This window comes from Prochlorococcus sp. MIT 1303, from assembly GCF_001631965.1.
Taxonomy (GTDB): Bacteria; Cyanobacteriota; Cyanobacteriia; order PCC-6307; family Cyanobiaceae; genus Prochlorococcus; species Prochlorococcus marinus_D.
In genome coordinates, this window is the sequence record NZ_LVHK01000044.1 from 593,012 (window position 1) to 611,442 (window position 18,431).

General features: G+C 53.1%; 18 protein-coding genes. 13 read left to right on the forward strand and 5 right to left on the reverse strand.

All coding sequences use genetic code 11. The features are described from left to right. Positions 1–54: 54 nt before the first annotated feature. From PMIT1303_RS11935 to PMIT1303_RS11945, 3 genes are read left to right on the forward strand one after another with little or no spacing between them, the layout of a single operon-like run. Complete coding sequence (locus PMIT1303_RS11935; protein WP_063396992.1) at positions 55–417, forward strand: NAD(P)H-quinone oxidoreductase subunit 3; 363 nt, start codon at positions 55–57, stop codon at positions 415–417. Between the two features lie 4 nt (positions 418–421). After that, the gene (locus tag PMIT1303_RS11940; protein ID WP_063398863.1) at positions 422–1,174 is read left to right on the forward strand and encodes an NADH dehydrogenase subunit K; all 753 of its coding nucleotides are present in this window, start codon (positions 422–424) and stop codon (positions 1,172–1,174) included. Then, positions 1,171–1,728: an NAD(P)H-quinone oxidoreductase subunit J gene (locus PMIT1303_RS11945; RefSeq protein WP_063398864.1), complete on the forward strand. Its 558-nt coding sequence runs from the start codon at positions 1,171–1,173 to the stop codon at positions 1,726–1,728. Before PMIT1303_RS11940 ends, PMIT1303_RS11945 begins: the two co-directional genes overlap by 4 nt. Here PMIT1303_RS11945 and yvcK read toward each other — a convergent pair. After that, on the reverse strand, positions 1,722–3,044 hold the full coding sequence (yvcK, locus tag PMIT1303_RS11950) for a gluconeogenesis factor YvcK family protein (RefSeq protein WP_063396813.1): 1,323 nt from the start codon (positions 3,042–3,044) through the stop codon (positions 1,722–1,724). The genes PMIT1303_RS11945 and yvcK overlap by 7 nt on opposite strands. Positions 3,045–3,283: 239 nt before the next feature. On the opposite strand from yvcK, the gene PMIT1303_RS11955 reads away from it, so the two are divergent. Together PMIT1303_RS11955 and PMIT1303_RS11960 are read left to right on the forward strand one after the other, a co-directional pair. Beyond that, a complete protein-coding gene (locus tag PMIT1303_RS11955) occupies positions 3,284–4,027 on the forward strand; it encodes an ABC transporter ATP-binding protein (protein WP_063396993.1) in 744 nt (247 codons plus the stop codon). Then, the gene (locus tag PMIT1303_RS11960) at positions 4,027–4,902 is read left to right on the forward strand and encodes an MlaD family protein (protein ID WP_063398865.1); all 876 of its coding nucleotides are present in this window, start codon (positions 4,027–4,029) and stop codon (positions 4,900–4,902) included. The genes PMIT1303_RS11955 and PMIT1303_RS11960 overlap by 1 nt, the downstream gene beginning before the upstream one ends. A gap of 52 nt (positions 4,903–4,954) precedes the next feature. Here PMIT1303_RS11960 and PMIT1303_RS11965 read toward each other — a convergent pair whose 3' ends face one another. Continuing rightward, entirely contained in the window at positions 4,955–7,099 is a 2,145-nt protein-coding gene (locus tag PMIT1303_RS11965; protein WP_011827097.1) for a putative cobaltochelatase, read from the reverse strand. Between PMIT1303_RS11965 and folK the strand changes: the two genes are divergently transcribed. Then, positions 7,035–7,730: a 2-amino-4-hydroxy-6-hydroxymethyldihydropteridine diphosphokinase gene (gene folK / locus PMIT1303_RS11970; RefSeq protein WP_369818727.1), complete on the forward strand. Its 696-nt coding sequence runs from the start codon at positions 7,035–7,037 to the stop codon at positions 7,728–7,730. The genes PMIT1303_RS11965 and folK overlap by 65 nt on opposite strands. Before the next feature lie 69 nt (positions 7,731–7,799). Next, positions 7,800–8,360 (forward strand): NUDIX hydrolase, encoded by a 561-nt coding sequence (locus tag PMIT1303_RS11975; RefSeq protein WP_041375232.1) that lies wholly within the window; start codon positions 7,800–7,802, stop codon positions 8,358–8,360. Between the two features lie 102 nt (positions 8,361–8,462). On the opposite strand, the gene PMIT1303_RS11980 is transcribed toward PMIT1303_RS11975, so the two are convergent. Continuing rightward, entirely contained in the window at positions 8,463–9,689 is a 1,227-nt protein-coding gene (locus tag PMIT1303_RS11980) for a DegT/DnrJ/EryC1/StrS aminotransferase family protein (RefSeq protein WP_063398995.1), read from the reverse strand. A 54-nt stretch (positions 9,690–9,743) separates the two neighbouring features. Then, on the reverse strand, positions 9,744–10,364 hold the full coding sequence (locus tag PMIT1303_RS11985) for a thioredoxin family protein (protein WP_231901499.1): 621 nt from the start codon (positions 10,362–10,364) through the stop codon (positions 9,744–9,746). A 33-nt stretch (positions 10,365–10,397) separates the two neighbouring features. Here PMIT1303_RS11985 and PMIT1303_RS11990 point away from each other — a divergent pair, with 33 nt between their 5' ends. The 4 genes from PMIT1303_RS11990 to PMIT1303_RS12005 all read left to right on the forward strand — a co-directional run bounded on the left by PMIT1303_RS11990 (position 10,398) and on the right by PMIT1303_RS12005 (position 14,090). Further along, positions 10,398–10,961: a hypothetical protein gene (locus PMIT1303_RS11990; protein ID WP_011827091.1), complete on the forward strand. Its 564-nt coding sequence runs from the start codon at positions 10,398–10,400 to the stop codon at positions 10,959–10,961. Between the two features lie 99 nt (positions 10,962–11,060). Further along, positions 11,061–11,843 (forward strand): enoyl-ACP reductase FabI, encoded by a 783-nt coding sequence (fabI, locus tag PMIT1303_RS11995; RefSeq protein ID WP_011131247.1) that lies wholly within the window; start codon positions 11,061–11,063, stop codon positions 11,841–11,843. 27 nt (positions 11,844–11,870) lie between these two features. Continuing rightward, positions 11,871–12,500, forward strand: coding sequence for an imidazoleglycerol-phosphate dehydratase HisB (gene hisB, locus PMIT1303_RS12000; RefSeq protein WP_063398996.1), 630 nt, complete (start codon positions 11,871–11,873; stop codon positions 12,498–12,500). 90 nt (positions 12,501–12,590) lie between these two features. Then, positions 12,591–14,090, forward strand: a complete 1,500-nt coding sequence (locus tag PMIT1303_RS12005; protein WP_231901500.1) for a carotenoid oxygenase family protein — start codon at positions 12,591–12,593, stop codon at positions 14,088–14,090. Between the two features lie 92 nt (positions 14,091–14,182). On the opposite strand, the gene PMIT1303_RS14150 is transcribed toward PMIT1303_RS12005, so the two are convergent. Next, positions 14,183–16,192, reverse strand: a complete 2,010-nt coding sequence (locus PMIT1303_RS14150) for a hypothetical protein (RefSeq protein WP_063398868.1) — start codon at positions 16,190–16,192, stop codon at positions 14,183–14,185. 240 nt (positions 16,193–16,432) lie between these two features. On the opposite strand from PMIT1303_RS14150, the gene PMIT1303_RS12015 reads away from it, so the two are divergent. Together PMIT1303_RS12015 and PMIT1303_RS12020 are read left to right on the forward strand one after the other, a co-directional pair. Beyond that, complete coding sequence (locus tag PMIT1303_RS12015; RefSeq protein WP_063398869.1) at positions 16,433–17,149, forward strand: SIMPL domain-containing protein; 717 nt, start codon at positions 16,433–16,435, stop codon at positions 17,147–17,149. Positions 17,150–17,201: 52 nt separating this feature from the next. Next, positions 17,202–18,416 carry an MFS transporter gene (locus tag PMIT1303_RS12020; protein WP_063398870.1) on the forward strand — a complete coding sequence of 405 codons (1,215 nt, stop codon included), beginning with the start codon at positions 17,202–17,204 and terminating at the stop codon, positions 18,414–18,416. The last annotated feature ends 15 nt before the right edge of the window (positions 18,417–18,431 follow it).

Sequence of the window (18,431 nt, forward strand, 5' to 3'; positions counted from 1 at the left end):
CGGCGTTAGCCCATGGCAGTGAATGCCAGACTGATCAGCAAGTCGTACTTGTCCATGTTTGCGCTGCCGGGTTATGACGCTTTTCTCGGCTTTCTGCTGATCTCAGCAGCAGTACCGGTCTTAGCGCTTGTCACCAACAAGCTCTTGGCGCCTCGCAGTCGCACCGGCGAGCGGGAGCTGACCTATGAATCAGGGATGGAGCCCATTGGTGGTGCCTGGATTCAGTTCAACATTCGCTACTACATGTTCGCTTTAGTTTTCGTCATCTTCGATGTGGAGACTGTTTTCCTTTATCCCTGGGCCGTGGCATTTCATCGTTTAGGTCTATTGGCTTTCATCGAAGCCCTTATTTTTATTGCCATCCTTCTTGTTGCACTGGCTTATGCCTGGCGGAAGGGTGCCCTCGAGTGGAGTTGATTTCATGTCAGTGACCCCCTCCATCGATGCCGTACGTGACTTGCGTGCAGCGAGTTGTGGCCCTGTCGGCGCTCCCAGTGTGACCAGTGACTTGAGTGAGAACATCATTCTCACAAGTCTGGACGATCTACACAATTGGGCTCGGCTTAGCAGTCTCTGGCCGTTGCTGTATGGCACCGCGTGTTGCTTTATCGAGTTCGCGGCTCTGATTGGATCACGTTTTGATTTTGACCGTTTTGGATTGGTGCCCCGAAGCTCTCCTCGGCAGGCTGACCTCTTGATCGTTGCGGGCACGGTGACCATGAAGATGGCTCCAGCCCTGGTCAGGCTTTATGAGCAGATGCCTGAGCCTAAATACGTGATTGCTATGGGTGCATGCACGATCACTGGTGGCATGTTCAGTGCTGACTCCACTACCGCTGTGCGTGGAGTAGACAAGCTCATCCCCGTAGATCTGTATCTCCCAGGGTGCCCACCTCGCCCTGAAGCAATTTTTGATGCGGTGATCAAGTTACGCAAAAAAGTGGGTGATGAATCGGTTGCTGAGCGGATCAAGATTGCCCAGACCCACCGCTACTTCACAGTGCCCCATCAAATGAAGCGAGTTGAGCCAATTATCACCGGGGCCTACTTGAGTGCTGATACCCAGAAAGCTGCCTTGAAGCCTGGTGCTGGGCTACCAATTGCTGCGGAGTTGAACACCTCTGAAATTGATGCCAGCCCAGCTTCTCAGCCTTCATCAACCTACGAGTCATGAGCGAGACCCCTTCCACCCCCACGGTGCCGGCGGGTCCGGAACCTGGACCTGTAAGCAGCTGGCTCAACCAGCAGGGTTTTGAGCATCAGTTGCTTGATCCTGATCATCTTGGTGTGGAGTTGATTGGTGTGGAGTCGATGTTCCTGCAGGTGATCGTTGCAGCTCTCAAGGCTGATGGTTTTGATTATCTTCAATGCCAGGGTGGCTATGACGAAGGCCCTGGCCAGCAGCTGGTCTGCTTCTACCATCTCGTGGCCATGGCTGAAATGGTTGCAAAGATGGGGGTGGGAGATTCGTCGTCGGAAGCGGCCAAGGTCCGTGAGGTACGTCTCAAGGTGTTTTTATCCCGTGAAGACACACCTTCGCTCCCATCGATCTACGGCTTGTTTCGCGGAGCTGACTGGCAGGAGAGGGAAACCTTTGACATGTTCGGCATCAACTTTGAGGGACATCCCCATCCGAAAAGGTTGCTAATGCCTGAAGACTGGAAGGGCTGGCCACTGCGGAAAGATTATGTGCAGCCCGACTTTTATGAGATGCAGGATGCTTATTGAGCATTCTTTTTATGCTTTCGATAGAAGCGCATCACCGCTAGGGCAAGGCTGCGTGGGTCATGGCGCAGAGTTGCGCGAGGCCTTTTCCCTTGCAATGGAGCTTGCATCAACTCATAGCCCTTGGCGATGAGTGCTTGAGCATCACAGTTGACCGGTTCAGCACCTCGTGCTTGATAGTGCTTCACCAATGGGGATTCTCCTAGGTCATCCTGGGCCAATACGGCATTGAATAGTTTCTGGCTGATGCCCAGGCTGGCGAGTTGGGCTTCGATTGCTCTTAGGTGACCAACAACATCCAGTCCATCTGTTTCGCCGGGTTGAGTCATTAAGTTGCAGATGTAGAGCTTCGGTGCTCGGCTCTGCTGGATGGTTCGAACTAATGCCGGTACAAGCAAATTGGGTAATAGGGATGTATAGAGGCTGCCAGGTCCTAAAAGAATCAGGTCTGCATTAGAGATTGCCTCTAGGGCGCGGGGCAGGGCTGGCGGTTGTGCGGGCAAGCAGCCAAGCCTCACGATTGGACTTGGGGCCTTGCCGATCGCTGATTCCCCTTCAATGCGCTGGCCGTTTTCTAGTTCCGCCCAGAGCTGTACATCTGCATTGGTAGCGGGAACGACCTGACCCTGAACTGCGAGGACTCGACTAGACGCTGTGATGGCTGTCTCTAGATTGCCCGTGATCGCTGATAGTGCAGAGAGAAAGAGATTGCCGAAGCTGTGGCCCTCTAGACCACTACCTGCTGAGAAACGATATTGAAACAGTCGTGTGAGCAGGGGTTCTTCGGTTGATAGTGCAGCCAGGCAGTTGCGAATGTCGCCTGGGGGCTGAACACCAAGTTCGCGACGCAGGACTCCGCTACTGCCGCCATCGTCAGCCACTGTGACGATCGCTGTGATGTTGCTGCTGTAGCGCTTCAGGCCACTAAGCAGAGTGGAGAGGCCTGTTCCACCTCCGATGGCAACGATGTTAGGGCCACGGTTGAGTTTGCTTTTGGCACGAAGGGCGTCAACGAGCACGGTGTCCTTGTCGGGCGCTAGTGCTTGTTGGATCGAGCCAAAGCTGCGGCTTTGTCCCCACAGCACTAGGGCGGCTCCGATTAAGACCACTAAAGGACCTGTAATGCTGCGTGGCAGCACAGTTGTGATTGTTCCCAGTAGCCAGACGAGGGTCTCGATGATCCAGTAGATGGGCTTGAGGTCCGCCCAGATGGCTGCTCCTAGGAGTGCCATGAGAAGGCCCAGGCCCGAAGTGAGCAGCCAGCGCTTGACGACCAGTCCAGGTAGCAGCCAACTCACTGCTCTGCGAGAACGGATCATTAGACCCCTTTCGCTAGCAGCCTTTATCCCTTTGATACTGGCGCGACGCTGATGAGAGCGGCGCTGACTAAAGCGGTGTTTGGGCGAGGTCACATGCGCGGGGACAAACCGGCCATAGGTCTTTAACGCAACTGTACGAAAGCTTTCCTTCTTCGACATCCCGGGCACAATGACTCGGTTCCCAGCACAGGGTATTTGTGTCAAAAGCCACCCCCGTGGTCGAGATGTGTGATCTCACCATGCAGTGGGGACAATGGCCAGTGCTTGATCAGGTCAACTTGGCAATGCAGCCTGGGGAACGCTTGGCGGTCGTGGGGCCCTCTGGTGCTGGTAAGTCAACGGTGTTGCGGTTGCTGGCAGGTTTGGAGTTGCCTACGAGCGGAGAGCTTCGCCTCTTTGGTGAGCAGCAGGCTTATTTGCGTCTTGATCAGGAGCAACCCCCTGATGTGCGCCTTGTATTTCAAAACCCAGCGTTGCTGGCCTCCCTCACGGTTGAGGAGAACGTGGGGTTTTTGTTGATGCGGGGGGGGCGCATTAAGCAGAAGGAAATTCGTGAGCGAGCCATAGCTTGTCTAGAAGCTGTAGGGCTTTACGATGTGGCTGATCAACTCCCAGGCCAGCTCAGTGGTGGCATGCAGAAACGAGTAAGTTTTGCTAGGGCCCTGATTGATGATCCTGATCGGGAGAGCGGAGCGATGCCGTTATTGCTTTATGACGAGCCAACTGCGGGACTTGATCCTGTGGCGTGCACACGAATTGAAGATTTAATTGTTAAGACCACCACCGTGGCCAGAGGTTGTTCGGTAGTTGTGAGCCATGTACGCAGCACGATTGAACGTTCTGCAGAAAGGGTGGTGATGCTTTATGGAGGCAAGTTTCACTGGGCTGGCTCTATAGAAGACTTCGGTAAGACGGATAATCCTTATGTTGAACAGTTCCGTACCGGTAGTCTTCGCGGGCCAATGCAACCTGAAGAGCATTGATGTCTATGCGACGCAGCGTTCGTGATGCGATTGTTGGATTCTCCATCGTTGGAGCAGTGGTTGCCTTTGCCGGAACCTTGCTCTGGTTAAGGGGAGTGCGTCTTGGCGCCAAGGTTTGGAGCATCAAGGTGAACTTCCCAGATGCAACTGGTCTTGCTGAACGTTCTCCCGTGACTTATCGCGGCATCTTGGTGGGCACTGTCGTCAAAATCGATGTGACTTCTCAAGCTGTGCAGGCCACCCTTGAAATCAATAAGGGTGATCTGCGCCTTTCCAAGCCGGTTGTCGCCAAGGTGGCCTCTAGTTCATTGCTTGGGGGTGATTCTCAGGTGGCGTTGGTGAGTCTTGGCAAGCCGTTGTCTGCTAATGCTCCTCTGCCTAGATCAATGGATTGTTCTGGCAGCAAGGTGTTGTGTAACGGGGCAACGATTGTTGGTGAGCCTCCGGTGAACATCTCTTCAGTGACAGAAACGCTTGATCGCCTCCTGCAAGAGGCAGAGAAGCAGAAGTTAGTCACGTATTTGGTTGACTCCACCAAGCAGATCGAGAGCACGGCCGAAGATGTCTCCAAATTAATGCGTCAGCTCAAGGATGAGCTGGCTCGCGCTGAACCGATAATCAGCAATCTCAATCTTGCAACCGGACATATCAACAATGTGGTTGAAGCATTCGACAATCCCAAAACAGTTAATGATCTCAAGCAGACTGTGAGTTACGCCCGCTCTCTTACGGCAAAATTTGATGCAGTTGGTGGAGATGTGGAAAAGCTTACGAATGATCCGCAATTCATGAATGCTGTGCGTAGCGTTACGATTGGTTTTGGTGAGTTTTTTAATGAGCTTTACCCGGCTCAAACTGGTGGTGATAGACCTTGATGTATGATGCTCTTTAGAGCCTATATGCGTGATAAGTTTATAGGCTTAAGTATTATTTGACTTGGTCAATTGCCTCCATTGCGATGGCGGCAATTGCTTGATCAGTTGCCTTTGGTAGTTGGACGTATTTGCCGGCGGCGGCTTCTGCTAGGTCCTTGCCCATGCCACTGCCGATGAACTTACGCTCGGTGTCGATGACTAGCAATTTGATTCCAAGGCTGCGGTAGCGGCTCGCTACATCAAGTAATTCCTGCTTTAGATCAGGTGGCTCTTCTCCTTCAAGTTGTGGCTGACCCAGTGAGGTCCCTAAAGGCACATTGCCGCGTCCATCCGTGATGGCAACAACGACAACTTGGGCGAGATCTCCTTTAGACAATGCGTTAGCACCCACACGAGCAGCCTGGGTAAGACCATGGGCGAGAGGAGAGCCTCCGCCGCAGGGCATCACTTCTAGCCTTCTTTTTGCTGCAGTAATCGATTTGGTTGGAGGTAGTAAAACCTCCGCTTGTTCTCCTCGGAATGGGATGAGTGAAACCTCATCTCGGTTCTCATAGGCCTCGGTGAGTAAGCGAATGACAGCTCCCTTGGCGCCCTGCATGCGATTTAGAGCCATCGAACCGCTTGCATCAACAAGGAAAATGACGAGTGAACCAGCCTTGCGTTGCAGCAACTTGGCTCTCAGATCTCCTTCTTCGACAATCACGGTGCGATCCGGCTGTCTAGATCGCCGAGCTTTTTGATATGGGGCTGCAGCTCTTAATGTCGCGTCGACGGCGATACGTCGAACAGGGCCACGAGGGATGATGGGCCTGACGTAGCGGCCACGGCTGTCACTTAGTACTGCCGAACGGTTGCCACTGTTTCCACTTTTTGACTTGGCTGCAGAAAACAGCAAAAGGTCTGGATCGATTGCAATTGCTTCTGGATCCAGCATGAACTCTTCTGGAACCGGTGGTGATGTCTGCTCTTCAGGGGTGTCTTCGTCATCATCTTCATCCTCATCTTCTTCAGAAGTGTCTTCTTGCGATTGATCTGGTGGTGGCGGTGCTTGCTGTTGCTCTGGCGGGGGGGGCTCCATTTGCTCTTCTTGAGGCGGCAACTGCAATGCACGCGGTGCAATCACCAGCCGCACGGCGACTTGGAGGTCGTCTGCTTCAACCTGGTCTCGGCCGCTGAGAGCCGCGTGGGCCCTTGCCACGCGTACTGCATAAAGCTCAGAGCGATGACCTTCCACGCCTCCACGAATGGCTTCATTGACCAGATATTCGATCTGTGCGTGGCTGATTTGTACATCCGGCAGCCATTGACGAGCCAGTAGCAACTGGGTTGCTAGTGCTTCGGTCTCCTGGGCCCACTTTGCAGCGAAGCTGACACTGCATTGGCCATGGGCCAGTACTGCCTCGGTGATCTCAACACGTTGCTCGTTGCTGATCAGCTGGTCGGCGGAGAGAGCGATGGCGAAACGGTCCAATAGGTGGTCGCGCATTGCCCCTTCTTCAGGGTTGTAAGTAGCAATCAGTAGTGGCCGGCAGGGATGGCTGAGGCTGAGGCCTTCTCGCTCTACTCGGTTTTCGCCGGCTCCCACTGCCGCCAGCATGAGGTTGACGATGCCGTCATCCAACAGATTGAGCTCGTCGAGATAGAGCACTCCCCGATGGGCTTCTGCTAGTAGTCCAGGTTGGAAGACTGGGGTTCCGCTGGTTAGGGAGGCCGTGACGTCTACAGCGCCAACAAGTCTGTCTTCAGTGATGCCAATTGGAACTTGCACAAAGGGTGCTGGGATCACACGGCTCGGCAGTGACTCCTTTGAGTTCTCCTCATCGGTGGCGCCCTGTTGTGTTAGCAGGCGTTGGCTCGCTTCGTCCCATTCCTCAGGGAGCTGTGGATCCAGGTTGAGGCCAATGGGGCGATGAATTTGTGAAGTCTGCTGATCTTTGCTAAGGGCTTCCAGATCGAGGACATCGATTGGCGGTAGCAGTGCATGCAGTCCCCGTGCCAAGACCGATTTGCCAGTGCCGCGGCCGCCGGCGATCACCACCCCACCCAGTTCTGGATCAACCGCTGCTAGGAGCAGTGAAAGCTTGAGCGTTCCATGGCCTGTGATTGCGGCAAGAGGAAAAGCACGAGTGGCCATGTCCTGGCCTGCTCGATCTCTGGACCTTGTGTTGGCAGTTGCGGCCGATCCGCTTGCAACCATGGAGTCCCCCCGGCTCGATGACGTGTGCGCCAGTCTCGCTGATCAACTCGGAGTTTCTACTGCTTATTCTGCTCCAAGCACGTTGGCTGTGGCATTAGGAGCCAATTTGGCTAGTGCTTTTGGACCTCCTCGTGCCACCTTGAGGGCAGTGCGGCCTGAGTTACAGCAGACCATCCATGAGTGGCTCTCAACATCGCTTGGAGAGGCATCAGGCGAAAGGGTGAATCCTGCAGGTTTGCGTTGCCGTTGGTCGCCATTATTTGAGACCGACCCCGTTGGCGGTCCACCTGAGCAGCCTGTCTACATCAATGCGGTAGTTGTGGTGGATGGGCCGCGGCTTGCTTTGTTGCAGCCTTGTGAAGCCGCTGCGCTGTCCTTGTTAGCCAGGCTTCTGGCCCTGGAGAAGCGCTTCGGACGAGATCGCCAGGCAGAGTTGATGCGCTGGGAATCGCGCTCACTGGATCTTGATTTGCTTGCCTGGGGCGCACTACAGGTTCAGCACGAGGCCCTAATCCTTCCTCACCCCCGTCTGATTGAACGAAGTTTTGTCGTGGTGCCACTTGCAGCGGCCCTAACGGGAGTGGGTCAAGTGCCGCGCCGTATTCCCCCTGATTTGGACTGGCTTGAATAGGGGTGACGCAATTCAAGTCCTTGACTGGTCATCAGCCACCATGCTGGGAGTTCTTTGTTTGTGGTCAACATGGTGCCTCTTCCGCCCCCTGAGCCGTCTTTGCTGTTGGAAACCACAGCAGCATTGGAAGCAAGAAAGATTCGTTTTGAGATCAACCGTTTTGAGCTGCCGATTGGGGTACAGGGTCTCTTTGGTCTGATTCGCCATCCTGGTGCTTCCTTAGCGGTGCCAATCACTGCCGATGGCAGGGTTGTGGTGCTTCGTCAGTACCGCTTTGCGGTAGCCCGCCGCATCTTGGAATTTCCTGCTGGCACGCTTGAGGATGGGGAAGATCCCCAGGCTTCGATGGAGCGTGAACTGGCAGAGGAGGCTGGCTACAGCGCAGCTCGCTGGGATTCTTTGGGGCAGATGCTGCCTTGCCCTGGCTACTCCGATGAAGTCATACACCTTTTTCTGGCCCGCGACCTTAAAGCCCTGAGCGAATCTCCTGCTGGTGATGAAGATGAGGATCTTGAGGTGCTGCATATGACACCAGCTGAATTCGATGCTTGCTTAGCTAGTGGTGATGAAGCTCTGGATGGCAAGAGCATTACCGCTTGGTATCGGGCGCGTCAGTTGTTGGGTCTATAAAGATCAACATCCCACTGCTTGTTCTGGTATTACTGCTAAGCAGTATTTATGTGTGGAGGTTTTGCCTAATAACAAGTCATAGCAGGTATTAAATAAGGCTTTCTAAGCAACCACACGCACTTGCGTTGTGGCTGCTGGACTCAGCAGCTTGTGCAACATAGAGACAACCTGTTGCTGCTGGTCTTCGCTCAATTCTGGGAAGATCGGCAAGCTCAGAACTTGACTGCAAAGCTGTTCAGTGACCGGCAGGCTGCCCGGGCCTTGGCGAAGCCCTTCATATGCCGGTTGGAGATGGATAGGGATTGGGTAGTAAATGATGGTGTTAATGCCATGTTCTAGAAGACTTTGTTTGAGCCAATCACGGCAACTGCTATCCGGCAGGCTATTGCTGCCATTGTTTTTTGACGGTTTGCCAAGGTTTTCAGAGTTGCTTTGGTTGATTGGGCAGCTCGTTACCCGCACCACGAATTGGTTCCATGCATGTTGCAGATGGCTTGCTTTTGTTGGATCTGGAAGCTCGAGGCAAGGAAGGTTTGTGAGCAACTTTTGATAACGGGTCGCGATGGCTTGTCGCTTCTCAACCCAGCAAGAAAGCCTTGGTAGTTTCACGTTGAGAACGGCGGCTTGCAGGGCATCCAGTCGGCTGTTGTAGCCGAGTTCGGTATGCAAATATCGACGCGGCATTCCGTGAACAGCGAGTTCTCGCATTCGCTGAGCAAGCTTTGCGTCATGTGTGCTGACGGCTCCACCATCGCCAGCGCCGCCAAGGTTTTTGGTGGGAAAGAAGCTGAAGCAGCCCACATCGCCCCAACTGCCTACAGATTGTCCGTTCCACGCTGCACCACTGGCTTGGGCACAATCTTCGATTACTTTCAGCCCATGTTTGTTGGCGATGGCCATCAGCTGCTCCATGTTGACGGGGCGGCCGAAAAGATGAACTGGTAAAAGAGCTCGGGTGGCTGGGGTTATTGCTGCTTCGATTTGTTCCAGGTTGATGAGATAGGTGTCCGCTTCGACGTCCACGAAGACAGGTGTGGCGCCGACCGAACTGATTGCCTCGGCAGTGGCAAAAAAGCTGAAAGAACAGCTGATCACCTCATCTCCTGCTCCGATATCCAGTGCCCTCAGGGCTAGGACCAAAGCATCGGTGCCGCTGTTGCAACCAACGACATAAGGCACGCCAAGGGAGTTGGCAAAGGCTTGTTCAAAAGATTCAATTTCGGCGCCGCCGATGTATTGGCCACTGCGCAGCACGCGCAAGACCGCCTCATCAAGGTCAGGCCCCAGTTCGGCTAGCTGTTGAGTAAGGCTAAAAGGGGGCACCTGCATGAGAAGCACCTTAAGCCGAGCCGAAGACGGTTTAGCCGCTTTTGAAGTGGCAGATCAGCCGAACCAGGGGGGCTCTTGTCCTGGGTGCCACTTGATGTTGCAGCCGATTGAGGCCTGCTGGTTGGGAGAGACATCTTGCCCGTTCAAAACGGCATCTAAGGCAGCACGTAGGTCCGATCCAGTCACAGGTGCATCGTTCCCAGGGCGGCTGTTATCCAGTTGGCCGCGGTAGCAGAGTCGCTGCAGTCCTTGTGTAGAGGGGGCAAAGAGGAAGAAGTCTGGTGTGCAGGCGGCTTGTAGGGCCTTGGCGAGGCTTTGGTCAGTATCCAGTAGATATGGGAACCGCCAGCCTTGCTGCTTGGCCTGAGCGGCGAGCTGCTCAGGACCGTCTTGGGGATGAGTGATCAGGCTATTGCTGGCGATAGCCAGTAGCTGCACGGAATCTCCGTAGTCCTGATCAAGATGGGTCAGTTCTTTTTCAATGTGTTTCACGAAAGGGCAGTGGGCGCAAAGCGCCATCAGCAGGAGGGGCTTGGTTGGGAGGGTGCTTGTGTTGATTGTGTTCAGGGCGCCAAGCCCGCCATCGATCTCAAGATTGGTGCCGGGTACCACCTTCAATGCAAACGAGGGTAAGGGGGTCCCGAGAGGCAGCATCGTCGAGGGAGTGAGGGCCATGTTGGGAAAGCAGCCCTTCAATGCTGGTTCAGGATGACTTTGCATGGCGGCATCAATGCCTTGAAGCAAGTCAATGCAAAAGGTAAGACCTTCCTGTTAGTGGCTTTGGCCGTAGTGCTTAACGGCTGTATGACGTCGTCTTCCAAACCCAGCTGGGCTATTTATCCCTTGCAGCGGCATCAAGCTCATGACGGCCTGGCGGTGGTGAGTGAGCCTGATGGCTATGGCGTGCATCTCTTTCTCGAAACGGACACCAGTGATCCAGCGATCTGTACGCCCCGTTGGTTGCCAGACCCTGCAAGGCTTTTCAATGGCAATGGCAATGCCCCATTCAGCTCAGGGCTTGCGTCTCGTAAGGAATTTTTCGTGGTAGTGGCCCGCGGGGATGTGCGCCGTGCCTTGAAGCGTGAGCTGAAGGCTCTTTGTGTTGATCGGGCGCCTAGGGCGAGATGGCGCTGGCAGGAGCCGCCCCGCGCTGCTGATCAGGTGAAGCCTTTGAGATTGCCTGCGTTGGAGGAAGAAGACCTGCTCAGGGATCCAGAAGAAGAGAGGAAGCTTCAGGAGGAGTTGTTAAACGGCAACTCGTCCGGAAGCTGATCGAATAGAACTCTTGGCGACCTTATTCGGGGCATCCAGTGAAACTCGGCGTGGCATGGGAGAGAATCGCTGCCAATGTTCCCTAGTTCGTTCGCTCTGATGCTTCTCGATCTAAGCGGTAAGAAGATCCTCGTCACAGGTATCGCCAACAACCGTTCCATTGCCTGGGGCATCGCTCAACAGTTGAAAGCCGCCGGCGCTGAGCTGGGAATCACCTATTTGGCGGATGAAAGGGGCCGTTCGGAAGGCAAGGTGCGCGATCTCACTGCTCCTCTAGAACCCAGTTTGTTTTTGCCTTTGAATGTGCAGGACAGCAATCAGATCGAGGAGGTGTTTGCTGTGATTGCCCAGCAGTGGGGCCAGTTGGATGGTTTGGTCCATTGTCTTGCCTTTGCAGGCAAGGAGGAATTGGTGGGTGATTACAGCGCCACCTCGGCCGAGGGATTCGCACGCGCCTTGGAGATCAGTGCCTACTCGCTGGCCCCGCTTTGTCATCACGCCAAGCCTTTGTTTAGTGATGGTGCAGGGGTTGTGACGTTGACCTATCTCGGTGCAGATCGTGCCATTCCGAATTACAACGTCATGGGTGTTGCCAAGGCTGCTCTGGAGGCTTCAGTGCGTTATCTCTCTGCAGAACTTGGCCCTGATAAGCAGGTGCGTGTGAACGCGATCAGTGCTGGCCCAATTCGCACCTTGGCTAGTTCTGCGATCGGCGGCATCCTCGAGATGATTCATAACGTTGAAGAAAAGGCTCCCTTGCGTCGCACTGTGACCCAGATCGAAGTTGGCAATACAGCCGCGTTCTTGTTGAGCGATCTTTCCAGTGGTATCTCCGGTCAGACGCTTTATGTGGATGCTGGTTACTGCATTAACGGAATGTGATTGGACTGGCAGCATGACTTCATTTGGATGGGCATCATGACGTCGCTAAGACAGGGGGATGTTCATCGCGTCACCGCTGAAACCGACGTGCTTGTTCGTGTTGGGCTTGATGGCTGTGGTCAGTGCAACGTTTCTACGGGGGTCGCCTTCCTCGATCACATGCTTCACCAGCTTTCCAGCCATGGCCTGCTGGATTTAGAGATCACCGCGACTGGTGACACCCACATCGATGACCATCACACCAATGAGGATGTGGGTATAGCTGTTGGTCAGGCCCTATCTCAGGCGCTTGGAGATCGACGTGGTATCCACCGCTTCGGTCATTTTGTGGCACCACTCGATGAGGCGTTGGTTCAGGTCGTTCTGGATTGCTCCGGTAGGCCTCATTTCAGTTATGGCTTGCAAATTCCCTCTCAGCGCATTGGTAGCTACGACAGCGAGTTGGTGAAGGAGTTCTTCGTGGCAGTTGTGAACAACAGCGGCCTCACCCTGCATATTCGCCAGTTGGCAGGCACCAATTCCCACCACATCGTTGAAGCCTCTTTCAAGGCTTTTGCCAGAGCTCTGCGCATGGCAATTGAAATCGACCCGCGAAGGGCCGGTGCAGTACCTAGCAGCAAGGGTGTGCTGGAGCAGGCTGGCGGGCAGAAGAGCTGAATGCTTTGGGGGTGGGGATTTCCTCGCTCGCGGCTGTAAGCCCTTTTGCGTAAGGATTGGTCAATCTTGATCAGCCTTGCAGTGAGCACAGTGAGCGATAGCCCTTCAACAGTGTCCGCGACCTCAATAGATAGGCCCGGCGGGTTTGATCGGGACGACTGGGCAAGTGGTTATTGCAATGTTGAGCAAGAGCTCAATGCTGTCTCTTTACGCCCCTTGAGGGGACAGATTCCAGCTGAGCTGCAAGGCAGCCACTATCGCAACGGTCCAGGCAGGTTTGAACGCGATGGGCAATGGGTGCATCACCCCTTTGATGGCGACGGCATGATCACTGCTGTGCGATTCAGCGATAGCAAGGCCACGCTGAGTAATCGCTTTGTGCGAACGAAATACTGGCAGGAAGAGGAAAAGGCCGGTCGCTTCCTCTATCGGGGGGTGTTTGGCACGCAGAAGCGTGGTGGGGCGAAGGCGAATGCTTTTGACGTGCGTTTCAAGAACATTGCCAATACCCAAGTGGTTCAACTTGGTGATCAGTTACTGGCTCTTTGGGAGGCGGCTGGTCCGCACGCGCTTGACCCTGTCAGCCTGGAAACTCATGGGCTTTCGAGTCTCAATGGGGTGCTGAAGCCTGGAGAGGCTTTTAGCGCTCATCCCCGCTTCGATCCTGGCCACCATGGCGAACCTCGCATGGTCACCTTTGGTGTGAATACAGGGCCGACTAGCAAGATCCGACTGATGGAGTTTGCCACTCAGGGGCCAGATGCGGGACGCCTCATCAGTGATCGCACAGACAGTTTTAAGGGTTTTGCTTTTCTGCATGACTTCGCGATTACTCCCAACTGGACGCTCTTTTTGCAGAATGCGATCAACTTCAATCCGTTGCCGTTTGTGCTGGGTCAGAAGGGTGCGGCGCAATGTTTAACGTCTAAGCCTGGAGGCCAGGCAAAGTTTTGGTTGATTCCTCGTGATTGCGGCACTTTTGCTGGGCAGCCGCCGCGCATCTTTGATGCTCCCGATGGTTTTGTTTTTCACCATCTCAATGCTTGGGAGGAGGGGGATGAGTTGGTGTTGGAGAGCATTTACTACAACGATTACCCCTCGATTGATCCCGGCGAGGACTTCCTCTCGATGGACTTTGACTTTTTCCCTGAGGGTCGATTAGAGCAGTGCCGCATCAATCTTTTGGGGAAAGGAATTGAAACCAAGCGCTTTAGTGAGCGTTGTTGTGAATTTGCGATGGTCAATCCACGCCGAGAAGGGTTGTCGGCTCGTTATGCATGGATGGCTGTGGCAGAGCGTGAAACCGGCTATGCCCCCCTACAGGCGATCAAGAAACTGGATTTGAGCAATGGTGATCAATGCTTATGGAGTGCAGCGCCGCGTGGATTTGTCAGTGAGCCATTGATGGTGCCACGCCCTGGCAGTGAAGCTGAGGATGATGGTTGGCTGTTGGTTTTTGTATGGAATGGAGAGCGTCGTGCCAGTCAGTTGTTGATTTTGAATGCAAACGATTTAAGCGAGCAGGCAGTGCTTGAGATGCCTATAATCATTCCATACGGATTACATGGCAGCTGGGTTGCTGCTGATTGATTGATTGATTGAGTTTAGGGTGTTGATTGGCGAACAAATTCCAAGCTTATTTTGAATTTGTTCGTTCTGAACTTAAGGATTTGGTTGGTTGACTAGATAAAGTCAATCACATCAGCAGCGAGAAACTCACCCTTATCAACATCCTTCAAGGTGGTGTGAATGCCATCTGCTGTGATCAATAGATCATCACCAACTTGCTTAAAGGAAAGGTCCACTCCATTAGCAACAGAGATGCGATCGTTTTCAGCGAATGAAAAGGCGATGATCACATCATTACCACGACTCAGCCTGTAGGTATCAGCGCCTCGATCACCTTTGAGAATGTCATCACCGAAACCACCATATAGCCGATCATCGCCATTTCCTCCAGTAACTTGATCATCTCCACCGCCTCCTAGCAAAACATCATCACCACTACCACCAAAGATCACTTCATCTGCAGAGGTTCCAGTTAAGGAATCATCAGCATCAGAACCAATGATTCTTGGCTCACGCAAGCTCTCAGGAAGAACACCAGATAATGATTGGGTGTAGAGCGCAATATCATTGCCATCACCACCTTTGTAGGTAATGAAGAGCTCAAGGATGCCGCTGTTATCACTTTCAAAACTCCCGACTGAATCTCCCTCATTGAGACCATCATATTGACCATCGAGATCTCCATCAACTCTAGTAATTACAAATGAATCACCAGCAGAAAGCTGGAAATAATTGATCGCTAAGACACGTAAATCCCCGGCAAGTTCTAGATCGCCAGTAATCTCAATCCGATCGAATTCTGCAAATTTCCACCATCCACCGAGTGTACCTCCTAGTTCTATTTCTGTAGAGCCACCTTTCTTGTAATAGTTGCCATCAACCAACATTCTAGCTGCGGCTGAGGAATTTCCAGGTTTGACAGTTCCATAGTCTTGCCAACTGCCTAGAATTTTGCCGGAGCCTTGATATGTTCCATTATTACTAAAGCCACTTTCGCCTAAATCATTGTTGGCATTATTAATAATCCCGTCGTTGTTGATCGTGCTGAAAGTGTTGTTGACGACCGCAGAATTATTGTTGATGTTCAGCGTGCCGCTGTTGTTCAGCGTGCTGCTGTCGTAGTTATCCAGAGTGCTGTTGTTGACCATGTTCAGCGTGCCGCTGTTGTTCAGCGTGCTGCTGTCGTAGTTATCAAGACTGCTGTTGTTGATATTTAAATTGCCTGTGTTATTCAGCGTGCTGCTGTCATAGTTGCACAACTTGCCATCATCGTAGACGCTCAACTCAGACTGACGATCGGAGCCTTCAATACCGATCTGTATCGTACTGCTGCCGTAGTTGTACAACTTGCCACCGTTATTGATATTCAGCTTGCCGGCAGACACTCTGAGACCCCAAAAAATATCATCTACGCCTGGCGGCGTCTCACCACACTTGTTGTTTATCGTACCGCCATTGTTGTCTAGCGTGCTTACCACTTCGTCACCGCTGATCTTCAGGAAACTGAGGTTATTCAACGTACTACTCGCGTCGATATCGAGCCTGGAGTTCATTATTAGCAGCCCGGAGTCGATGTTGTTCAGCGTACTGCTGTCATAGAGATATATCTTGCCACCCTCAGTGGAAATGAGCATGCCTTGGTTGTTTATTGTGCCGCCCTTGTTTTCCAGCGTGCCCTCGTTCCAAAAAGGAAAACTTTGGGAGTTGTTTTGCAACACATTATTGTTTATCAGCATTCCGTAGTTCGTCAAATTACCCATGTTATACACTATGCCGTCGTTATAAATCGTGCCCGAATTACTCATTTCAGCGTACCAACTATCCTGTGGCCAACCATCAAGTAGTGCCATGATATTTATTGCGCCGCTGTTGTACAGCGCGCTGCTTTTGTCGTTATTCAGCAAGCCGTTGTAGCCGATTGTCAGCGTGCCGCTGTTCTTTATCGTGCCACCTTCGATATTGTTCAGCTCACTCTTTTGCCCTTTTTCGGGCGATTGCACCGTCAGCAGACCGTTACTCACCAGCGTGCCAAGATTTTGATAGATTTCCTCGTTATAATCGCCATCTCCTACAGTATATATAGCGCCTGCTGGATTTGGAGTTGGAAAGATCTGATTGCCCATTAATGTAAAGTTTGTATTGATTGATGATAGGGCAATATTCTATAGGCGCCGCAGGGTATTGCGGCTTTGTTTTGACTTGTCATCATTGCTATTCAATTGATCAATTTTGTTGGAGAAAGTAAAAGGGAATCCATTGCTCTCCAGTCATGTTTGGTTGTGAATTGGCGCCTTTGCTATGTAATTCATTCACACTTTGATGGCTCAAGGGCGCTAGATCTAAATTAGAGATCTGAATCTCCAATGTTTTCAGCTCCGATGCGGTTGTTGTGCTCTCCCTTGATGTTTGGCTTGCTTGTTGGCTCTAGTGGATTGATGGGCTTAGCAAGCTCGCCTGCTCATGCTGGTGAGCTTCGTTGTGATGGCACTTTGCTGCAGCTCAGTGTTCGTGAAAGTGGAGAGCTGCGTTCAGATCGCTTTCGTTTTTCCTTGCAAGTTGAAGCCGAGGGGAAAACTTCATCGGCAGCAATGGATCAGCTCAATCAGCGCTTAGCCACAGTTCGCAGTCGCGTGCGGCCACTCATCCTTGATGATCTAAAGATTCCTGCTCCACGCAGTTATGCCATGGATGGCACTAGCGACAAACCACGCTTGCAGCGTGCTTTTACCAGCGTCAGTGGTGAGGTGGGCCGATCCAATTACGACGCGTTGATTCAGATCGCAGGCAGGCTGCCTGGTGTTGATTTGCAAGGCATGTCTTCACGTGCTGATCTTGCCAGTGAACAGCAATTGAAGAATCAGTTGTTGCGTAGGGCTCTACAGCAGGGCAAGCATCGGGCTGAAACCACCTCTGATGCACTTGGCCTCAAGCAGGTGAGATTGCTACGCATTGATCAGCGCGGTGATGGCTCGATACGCCCGCTCAGTTTTTCAAAAGCAGCAAGCTCACGCTTCAATCCCGACGAAGCACCGCAGCCGCGCCAGTCGCTCACGCTGAATCTCGATTACTGCTTGTCTTGAAGACAAACAGATTCGCAGCCAATACATTTTCCTGGATGTCTTCAATGACTTGATGCGCGATCGCTTGCTTTGGATCCTCAGCCTGCTCTTCGTGGCCTGGATGGTTTGGTCTGAAACGAGCTTTCAATATTTCGATCAATCGCTCGCTGATGAGCTTGCTCTCTCCTCTGCTGATGTTGCCGTTGTGGGGGGAGCCTTCCTGCTGCCCTATGGCCTCGTTCAGATTCCTGTCGGTTGGGTGTTGGATCGTGGCCGTGCCGAACGTTGGCTGTTACTCGGTGCCATCACGGCTACTGCACTGACCCTGGCCTTCGCTAGAGCTGAAACCCTCGATGGCTTGATCATCAGCCGCGCTGGCATGGGTCTTGCTTGTGCTGTTGCCTTCCCGGCCTCAGGGCTGCTTGCGAGGCGAACCCTGCCGCCGCAGCGTTTTGCCTTGGCGATGGGTGCTACCGACAGCCTGCTTGGTTTTGGCGCCGCCTTGGCTGCCTTGATGCCTGTGTTGATCCATTTGGGCTCCTGGCGGCAGCAGGTGACGTTGCAGATCATGGTGCTGGCTTTGCTGGTGGCAACACCGTTAGTTGTCGTGGTTGTTGCCAGCTCGCAGCAGAGTCGTGCAAAGCCAAGCCAATCGATCCGCGAACGCCAAGTTGCTGATCATTCAGGGCGCTGGAGTGCCGATGCCATCAAGAAGGTTGTCCATGCGGCCTTGATTTATGCCTGGGGTGCTGGAACTCTTTTTGGCTTTTGTCAATATGGCTTGCTGTCCGAGGTTGAGGGGTGGAGCGGTTCCCTCAAGGTGGGCGTGGGCATGGTTCTTTCCCTCTTTACATCCGTAGGAATGCTTGGGGCAGGCTGGCTTGGCAGTCATCAGTCCAGGCGTGCTCCCATCTTGTTGGCGGGCAGCTGCAGCGCCGCCGCCGCTCTGTTGGTCTTGGTGGCGACCAGCCCTCAATCCGTCATCGTTTTGATTTTGGCTGGAGCCATTCTTGGTCTGGGCCTTGGCACGAGTGTTTTGGCTTTTCCTCTTGCAGAAGCTGCAGCTCCTCCAGCTCAAACGGCTCTTGTTGTCGCTTTTGTGAATACAGCAGGCACGTTGATGGGAGCGTTGATGATCATGCTCTCTGGGGTATTGCTGCAGGTATCGACCCCTGGCAATACAACTCTGGTGGTGTTGACCTACGGCAGCCTTGCTTTGTTGGGGATCATTTTGGCTGCCTTGCTTGAGATCAACACCATCAAGCGATCTGCTCAATTCCTTAGTTGAGAGCGGATTGATTGT